Origin of the sequence: Clostridium sp. (assembly GCF_040797585.1) — a bacterium.
Taxonomy (GTDB): domain Bacteria; phylum Bacillota; class Clostridia; order Clostridiales; family Clostridiaceae; genus Clostridium_Z.
Genome location: NZ_JBFNEO010000141.1, coordinates 1 through 7,593, shown reverse-complemented (window position 1 = coordinate 7,593; position 7,593 = coordinate 1). Strand labels below are relative to the sequence as shown.

The window sequence follows — 7,593 nt, the reverse complement described above, 5'->3', positions numbered from 1 at the left end:
AATACGACCTCTTTTTTACCATTTATAGTTGTTTTAATAAGATTGTTCATATTACAATCATATTCAGTTATATAACTATCTGAAAAAATCATAAACATTATTATTCCCATTAAAGGAGCAAATAAATAAAATTTATTAAATATATCTGCATAGGTCTCACTTACTGAAACCTCTCCAATGACTCCATAGGCTAAGAATAATGTAATAGCCCACATTATAAGTGTCCCCTTTTTATTTAATATCTTTTTTAATTCTAGCTTTAAAACTGACTTCATTTCTTATACCTCTCTAGCATCTTCTAATTCAAAATAAGCCATATATACATCTTCAAACCTAGGTTCTATAGCCTTAACATTGAAACACTTTGGCATAACATCACTTATAATTCTAAGCTCTATATCCTGTGCCCCACGCTTAATATTAACCTTATACTTTTGCTGTATTTCTAATACCTCTGCTTCACTTGTAGTTACTACTTTAAATACTTTTCCCAGCATATAATCTAATATTTCTCCATGGGTTGCTTTTAAGATTACCTTACCATCTTTTATCATTATGGTTTCCTTTGCTATGGATTCTATATCTGATATTATATGGGTTGAAAGTATTACTATAGTCTCTTTACCTATTTGAGATAATAAGTTTCTAAATCTAGTTCTTTCTTGAGGGTCTAATCCTGCTGTTGGTTCATCTAAAATCAATATTTTAGGGTCATTAAGTAATGCTTGAGCTATACCAACCCTTCTTTTCATCCCTCCAGAGAATTTTGATACATATTTATTTCTCACTTCATATAATCCAACTAATTCTAATAATTCATCTACTTTTTTCCTAGGATCTTTTATGCCTTTAAGAGCTGCTATATATAATAAAAAGTTTTTAGCACTAAAGTTTTTATATGTATTAAAATCCTGTGGTAAATAGCCAATTAATTTTCTATACTCCTCATCTAGGGATATTATATCTTTTTCGTTATATAATATTTTTCCTTTTGTAGGCCTAGTAAGAGTAACTATTTGCTTCATAAGTGTTGTCTTCCCAGCACCATTAGGACCTAATAATCCATATACTCCACTATCAAGGGTTAAATTTATATTTTCATTTGCATTTTTATGCTTATATGTTTTTGTTAAATTTATTATTTCAAGTCTATTCATAGTTTTGCCTCCTTAATTTGAATATATAGGGTTTCCATGTCACTTCTTAATTTATACATTGCTTAAAGACATAAGGTCACAAAATAAAATTCATGGGTATAATTTAGGAACCCTACACATTAATTTTGCAATACTAACCTTATCTATTTATAATCTAAACCTTAATTAAACCTTATCTTTTTATGATTATTGTTAAAAACTTATTCTTAACACAAAGCCATATTCCTTCATATTATAGATTGAAACAAATTTTACAACAGAACCCTTATATTTATTAATTAACCAAAGGAGGAAAGTAGATGAAAAGAAAAACTTTAAAGTCCTTAATATCTTTAGGACTTATTCTGATAACTACACTATCTTTTGTTGCATGTAAAAATAAAAACAATAAAGACCTAAAAAAAGTTAGACTTAATGAAGTTGTTCGTTCTGTATTCTATGCTCCTATGTATGCAGCTATTAATAATGGATATTTTAAAGATGAAGGTATAGATATAGAACTCTCCACGGGTCAGGGGGCTGACAAAACTATGCAGCAGGTTATAAGTGGTAGTGCTGATATAGGCTTTTGTGGTCCTGAGCAGGTTATTTACATCCACAATCAAAAGAAGGATAACCTTCCTATAATCTTTGCTCAATTAACTCAAAAGGATGGTTCATTCTTAGTTGGAAGAAATGAAGATAAAGACTTTAAATGGAGTGATTTAAAAGGCAAAACCATTATAGGTGGAAGACCTGGAGGTATGCCTGAAATGACCCTTGAATATGTTCTAAAAAATAACGGTATTGAAAATCAGAAGAATGTTGATATAATTACAAATATTGCATTCACCGCCACAGCTGGAGCCTTCAAGGCTGGAACAGGAGACTATGTGGCACTCTTTGAACCTACAGCTTCTATGCTGGAGAAGGACAAGTCCTCTCATATTGTAGAATCTATTGGTAAGTCTGCTGGTAATATTCCTTACACCGGTTTCTTTGCAACAGAAAGTTATATAAAAGAAAATGGTGAATTGATAGAAGCATTCACAAGAGCTATATATAAGGGACAAACTTGGATTCTTGAGACCTCTAACGAAGAAATAGCAAAGGCTATTGAAAGTTTTTTCCCTGGTACAGATAGGGATATAATAGTTAATGTTCTTAAAAATTATAAGGATATAGATGCTTTCTCTAAAACCCCAGTTATTAAAGAAGAAGAGATGAATAAACTTATGGATATAATAGAGTCCTATGATAGTAACTTAATTCCTAGTAGACCTTCCTTTGATAAATTAGTTACTAATAAATTCTCTGAAAAGGTAGTTAAATAAACTATGGATTTAATGAATATTAATAATATATCCATGAACTATCACTCTGAAAAAGGAGAAGTTGAAGCTTTAAAGAACATTTCCTTCTCCATTAAAGAGGGAGAATTTATATCCATAGTTGGCCCTTCTGGTTGTGGTAAATCTACTCTTCTTAATATAATCTGTGGTCTTATTAAGCCTTCTGAGGGAACTTTACTCCTTAAAGGTAAAGAAATTCATGGTCATAATGAAGATCTTGGGTATATGTTTCAAAAAGATCATCTCTTCCCTTGGCTTGATGTATTTCAAAATGTATCCTTAGGTCTTAAAATTCAAAAGAAACTAACTAAAGAAAAGGAAGAAATGCTCCATGCTCTCTTAAATAATTATGGATTAAAGAACTTTAAACATCACAAACCCTCAGAGCTTTCTGGTGGTATGAGACAAAGGGTTGCCTTAATTAGAACTCTGGCTTTAAATCCTTCCATCCTGCTTTTAGATGAACCTTTCTCCGCTCTTGACTACCAAAGCAGATTGAAAGTTAGTGATGAAATATATAATATTATAAAAATGGAAGGCAAAACTGCTATTATGGTCACCCATGATATATCAGAAGCAGTTTCTATTTCTTCTAAGGTTATAATCTTGTCAAAACGTCCTGCTACTATAAAAGAAATAGTGAATATTAGATTTTCCAAAGAATATTCCACTCCACTCAAAAGAAGAGAAGCTCCAGAATTTAGAGCTTACTTTAATACTATTTGGAAGGAGCTTGATTTAAATGAAGGTAAGTAAAGCTCATGAGACTTATTTAAAAGAAGTTAAAAGAAATAATCTTCTTGTAACCTTAACTAGAGTTGGAATACTTGTTATATTTATAGCCCTTTGGGAAATATGTGCCTATTTCAAGTGGATAGATCCATTTTTATTTTCTAGTCCTTCACGAATGGTTAAATCCTTAGTTTCTTTTTATAATGATGGAACCTTATTTAGACATATTTTCATTACCTGTTATGAAACCATACTTGGTTTTCTATTGGGTACTATCCTTGGAACGCTGATTGCAGTGATTCTTTGGTGGTCTAAATTTATCTCTAAGGTTCTTGAACCCTATTTGGTAGTTTTAAATGCTCTTCCAAAGATAGCCTTAGCTCCTATTATAATTTTCTGGGCTGGTAATGGAACTTCTTCAATAATTATAATAGCTCTTCTTATATCCATTGTAGTTACTATAATCTCTGTTCTCTCTGGATTTAATGAAGTAGATGAAGATAAAATAAAACTTCTTAAAACCTTTGGTGCTAATAAGCTTCAAACTCTAAAGCATTTAATAATACCAGCATCTATTCCAACTCTAATGTCTGCTTTAAAAATAAACGTAGGTCTATCTTGGGTTGGAGTTATTATGGGAGAGTTCTTGGTAGCTAAAGAAGGACTAGGTTTTATCATTGTATATGGTGGTCAGATTTCTCAATTAGATATGGTAATGATGAGTATAGTTATACTATCTATAATAGCTTATTTAATGTATGTATTAGTAGCATGGATTGAGAAAAAAGTATCTTAAATAATAATATAAAAATTCACTATTAATTTAGTAATTGTTTTAATTTAGATGTATAACACTAAAATATTACAGCTATTTATACAATAAAAAAACTATGCTAATTCTTTTATCTAGCATAGTTTTTTACATTTAATTATTCATTAATCCATTCTTCTCTTAAAATTGACATAATAATTTTATCATGAAATTTTCCATCCCTGTAAAACGCTTGTTTCATAACTCCTTCTGTTTTAAAGTTAGCATTAGTATATGCTTTAACTGCTCCTATATTTTCCTCTGAAACAGTAAGCATGATTCTATTAAGTCCTAAGTCTTGAAAACCATTTTTAACAATTTCTTTAGTTACAAATGTTCCAATACCTTTTCCATAATAGGATTTATCACTGATGAATATAAAATATTCTCCTGATAAATTTGTTTCACTGATTCCTGCTATTCCAGCATATCCTATTAACTTTTCCTTTTCTTTATCTACAATTGCTTTATTGTAAGAAGATTTCTCTAATAAAAGCATATCAAACCAATGTGATATCTCATTATCACTCTTCATTTTCTGAAATATAGATAAAGAATATCTTATAACCTCTTTATCCTTTATCCATAAAAAGAAATACTCTCTATCTGATGATTTTAAATCTCTTAATTTAATATTCATATAAATACTCTCCTCTTAATCTTTCTCTAAGATGTAACGTGTAAAAAATTCAATATATGTATTTCCTCTCAAAATTAATAAGAGATTATCTCTTATTAACTATATACATAATTAACTAAAATGTAAATATATAACTATAATACTGTTATATATTTACAGTATAGATTAATTGTAAAATTTGGGAGGTGACATTATGAAAGTAATTATTAAAGATAGAAAATTACAAGGGATACCTATATTAGATATGTATGATCAAAGCTCAAAAGAAAAAAAACAATTATTATAATTCTGCATGGTGGTAATGGTAAAAAAGAAAAACATATAGAAAAAGCCTATGACTTTGTTAAGAAAGGTTTCTTCGTCACTCTCTTTGATGCTTATGGACATGGTGAATTAAAATCTATTGATAATACAAAAGATTTTAATATTGATAATCTATTAAAATGTTATTTAGAAACCACTAAGTCCATAAATATTATTTCTAACTCCTATGAAGATAATATTTATGGTGACTTAAATAGAATTGGATTAATGGGTATTTCCATGGGTGCCCATACTATTTACTATAATATTTTAAAAGAAAGAAAATCAAATATAAAAGCTGCTGTACCTATTAATGGCTCTCCTTGTTGGATAACCTTCGTTAGAAGATACATAAATAACATCTCTGATAAAAATCTCTTCTTCGCCAATGAAGAAATAATAAAATTAGAAAATTACATGAAAAATATTCACCCATTAAGCTCTAAAGGATCAATAGACTTTCCATTATTAATGTTAAATGGTGAAAAGGATAACCTCATCCCCATAGATGTTGTTAAAAAATCCTATAATCAATTAAAAGAGACATATACACAAAAAGAATTAATTAAAATAATTGAGTATAAGGATACTGGTCATATTGTAATACCTGAAATGCTAGAAAGTGCTTGTAATTGGTTTAAGAAATATCTATAAGATATATGAATTTTAAGTTCTAAGTCTATATAATATATAGATTTAAGAACTTAAATAGTAAAAAGCTACTAATGAAAATAGCTTTTTACTATAATTTTTCTAAAATATAAATTCTATTATATTGATTGTAATCTTTATAATATATTTCTTCATATCTTAAAATTTTAAATTTCCTTTTAAAAAAATTATCTGCTTTTTCCTTAGTTAAATTCCAAAAATATAATCCACTTTTCTCCTTATAAAAATCCTCATCTAGCTTATTAAATTCCCATAATTTTATTTTCTCATTATCTATATAAGGATTTAATTTAATGAAAAGTCTTCCATTAGGTTTCAATAATCTTATAACCTCATTTATTACTTCTTCCCTATCTAAGGGAGTTATATTATCAATTATATTACTAAGAATTACACCATTAAAACTTTCTTTTTTTAATTCCCTAAGCCTTTCTATACCCCCTAATAATATATTACATTTATTTGAAATTTCATTTTTTAATGCTATATTTTTTATAAGTTTTATTGACTCATCACATATATCAACTAATGTTACTTTTTCGCCCCCCTTACATAAAGCTCTAAATCCAAACCTACCTGTCCCACATCCAAAATCTAGTACATGTCCTTCTTTTAGTTCCATAGCATCTAAAGCATCTTCTAGTATTCTTTCCGGTAGTGTCTCTATCTTTATCTCCTCAAAAGGGTCATATAATGTACAATTTTTAAATACATCATTCCAATAAAGTTTAGTTTCATTATATTTATCAAATTGCTCTTTATTCATGATAGTTTAACTTATCCTCCATTATCAAACTTTTGAATTACTCCTCTCAATAAACCCTTATAATATATTGTTTATATACAAATTTGACCTAATCTAAGGATTAACTCCTGTAATACTTAAAGCTCTTTTACATATCTACACTCTTTTAATACTTTTCCTATGGTTATATCATTAGTAGTTCCTTCATATCTAAATCCCATTTTTTCATAGAAATTTATTGCACTTTGATTCTCTTCAAGAACCCAAAGAGTAGACTTTTTAAAGCCTTTCTTCTTAAGCTCCTCTAATCCCCATTTCATAAGCTCATAACCCATACCTTTTCTAGTGCAGCTTGGGAGTAAATATATTCCCCAAACCTCTCCACAGGTGTCGTCCATATCATTATCTCTACATTTACCTATACAAATAAACCCAACAGCAATGTTTTCTTCAAATAGAATAGCATCTTCTTCCAAGCCTTCAGTTAGAGCCTTCTTAAATCGCTCATATCTTTTCTCTTCACTTATTTTATCCAATACATTATCTGGAACTATATTTCTATACGCCGCTTTCCAAGAATAACAATGTATCCTTCCTAATACTCTTGCATCCTCTACAGTGGCATAACGGATATAAAGCATCTATATCTCCTCCTTCTGCTCTTCACAATAAACTTTCCTATAAAAATGTGATTTCCCTATAAAATCTATATTAACTTAGTCTATTTTAAGCCTATATTCCAAAATATAATACATGAAGACTATGTCCTAGTATACTATCATCTTCACAGGTTTCAAAGTGATATTTAAGCCACTTATTAAAACTCTCCTCACTTGAAAAATTTATTTTGTCCTTTATCATATAACCTATTCCATCTGTACCTATATTATATATAGTTTTAACTTCTAATTCATCTATAATTTTTCTTAATTCTTTTTGAGTTATTCCATAAAATAAAGTATTTATTACTTTACTGTTTATTTCTAAAATCTTGTACATATTATGTTATCCTCATTATAATTATCTTTATAATATTTTAGAATCTCCTCTGTCATAACTCATCTAACCTTCAAATAGTAGAAAGAATACCATCTGAAGGAAGATTCATTCTATTCCTTAAAATACATATTTATGGCAATAATATATTGTAGCAATCTTAATTACCAACAAAATTTCAATAATTTTCTGTAAATTAAGATTTG

9 protein-coding genes and 1 pseudogene are annotated in these 7,593 nt (G+C 28.5%); 4 read left to right on the top strand and 6 right to left on the bottom strand.

What is annotated here, in order from left to right; genetic code table 11:
• Both AB2369_RS09500 and AB2369_RS09495 read right to left on the bottom strand, forming a co-directional pair.
• Positions 1–275: pseudogene (locus tag AB2369_RS09500) on the bottom strand (ABC transporter permease); the annotation flags it as partial.
• A 3-nt stretch (positions 276–278) separates the two neighbouring features.
• Complete coding sequence (locus AB2369_RS09495; protein ID WP_367666245.1) at positions 279–1,157, bottom strand: ABC transporter ATP-binding protein; 879 nt, start codon at positions 1,155–1,157, stop codon at positions 279–281.
• 299 nt (positions 1,158–1,456) lie between these two features.
• Here AB2369_RS09495 and AB2369_RS09490 point away from each other — a divergent pair, with 299 nt between their 5' ends.
• The 3 genes from AB2369_RS09490 to AB2369_RS09480 are packed head-to-tail and all read left to right on the top strand — an operon-like array spanning position 1,457 to position 4,016.
• Positions 1,457–2,470 (top strand): ABC transporter substrate-binding protein, encoded by a 1,014-nt coding sequence (locus tag AB2369_RS09490; RefSeq protein ID WP_367666244.1) that lies wholly within the window; start codon positions 1,457–1,459, stop codon positions 2,468–2,470.
• A 3-nt stretch (positions 2,471–2,473) separates the two neighbouring features.
• Positions 2,474–3,244 carry an ABC transporter ATP-binding protein gene (locus AB2369_RS09485; RefSeq protein ID WP_367666243.1) on the top strand — a complete coding sequence of 257 codons (771 nt, stop codon included), beginning with the start codon at positions 2,474–2,476 and terminating at the stop codon, positions 3,242–3,244.
• Positions 3,231–4,016, top strand: coding sequence for an ABC transporter permease (locus AB2369_RS09480; RefSeq protein ID WP_367666242.1), 786 nt, complete (start codon positions 3,231–3,233; stop codon positions 4,014–4,016). Before AB2369_RS09485 ends, AB2369_RS09480 begins: the two co-directional genes overlap by 14 nt.
• A 133-nt stretch (positions 4,017–4,149) precedes the next feature.
• On the opposite strand, the gene AB2369_RS09475 is transcribed toward AB2369_RS09480, so the two are convergent.
• Complete coding sequence (locus AB2369_RS09475; protein ID WP_367666241.1) at positions 4,150–4,671, bottom strand: GNAT family N-acetyltransferase; 522 nt, start codon at positions 4,669–4,671, stop codon at positions 4,150–4,152.
• 276 nt (positions 4,672–4,947) lie between these two features.
• Here AB2369_RS09475 and AB2369_RS09470 point away from each other — a divergent pair, with 276 nt between their 5' ends.
• The gene (locus AB2369_RS09470) at positions 4,948–5,628 is read left to right on the top strand and encodes an alpha/beta hydrolase family protein (protein ID WP_367666246.1); all 681 of its coding nucleotides are present in this window, start codon (positions 4,948–4,950) and stop codon (positions 5,626–5,628) included.
• Between the two features lie 88 nt (positions 5,629–5,716).
• Here the strand turns inward: AB2369_RS09470 and AB2369_RS09465 are convergent, their stop codons facing one another.
• The 3 genes from AB2369_RS09465 to AB2369_RS09455 form a co-directional block, all read right to left on the bottom strand.
• Positions 5,717–6,412: a class I SAM-dependent methyltransferase gene (locus tag AB2369_RS09465; RefSeq protein ID WP_367666240.1), complete on the bottom strand. Its 696-nt coding sequence runs from the start codon at positions 6,410–6,412 to the stop codon at positions 5,717–5,719.
• A 116-nt stretch (positions 6,413–6,528) separates the two neighbouring features.
• Positions 6,529–7,032 carry an N-acetyltransferase family protein gene (locus AB2369_RS09460; protein WP_367666239.1) on the bottom strand — a complete coding sequence of 168 codons (504 nt, stop codon included), beginning with the start codon at positions 7,030–7,032 and terminating at the stop codon, positions 6,529–6,531.
• 91 nt (positions 7,033–7,123) lie between these two features.
• A complete protein-coding gene (locus AB2369_RS09455) occupies positions 7,124–7,390 on the bottom strand; it encodes a hypothetical protein (protein WP_367666238.1) in 267 nt (88 codons plus the stop codon).
• Positions 7,391–7,593 lie beyond the last annotated feature (203 nt).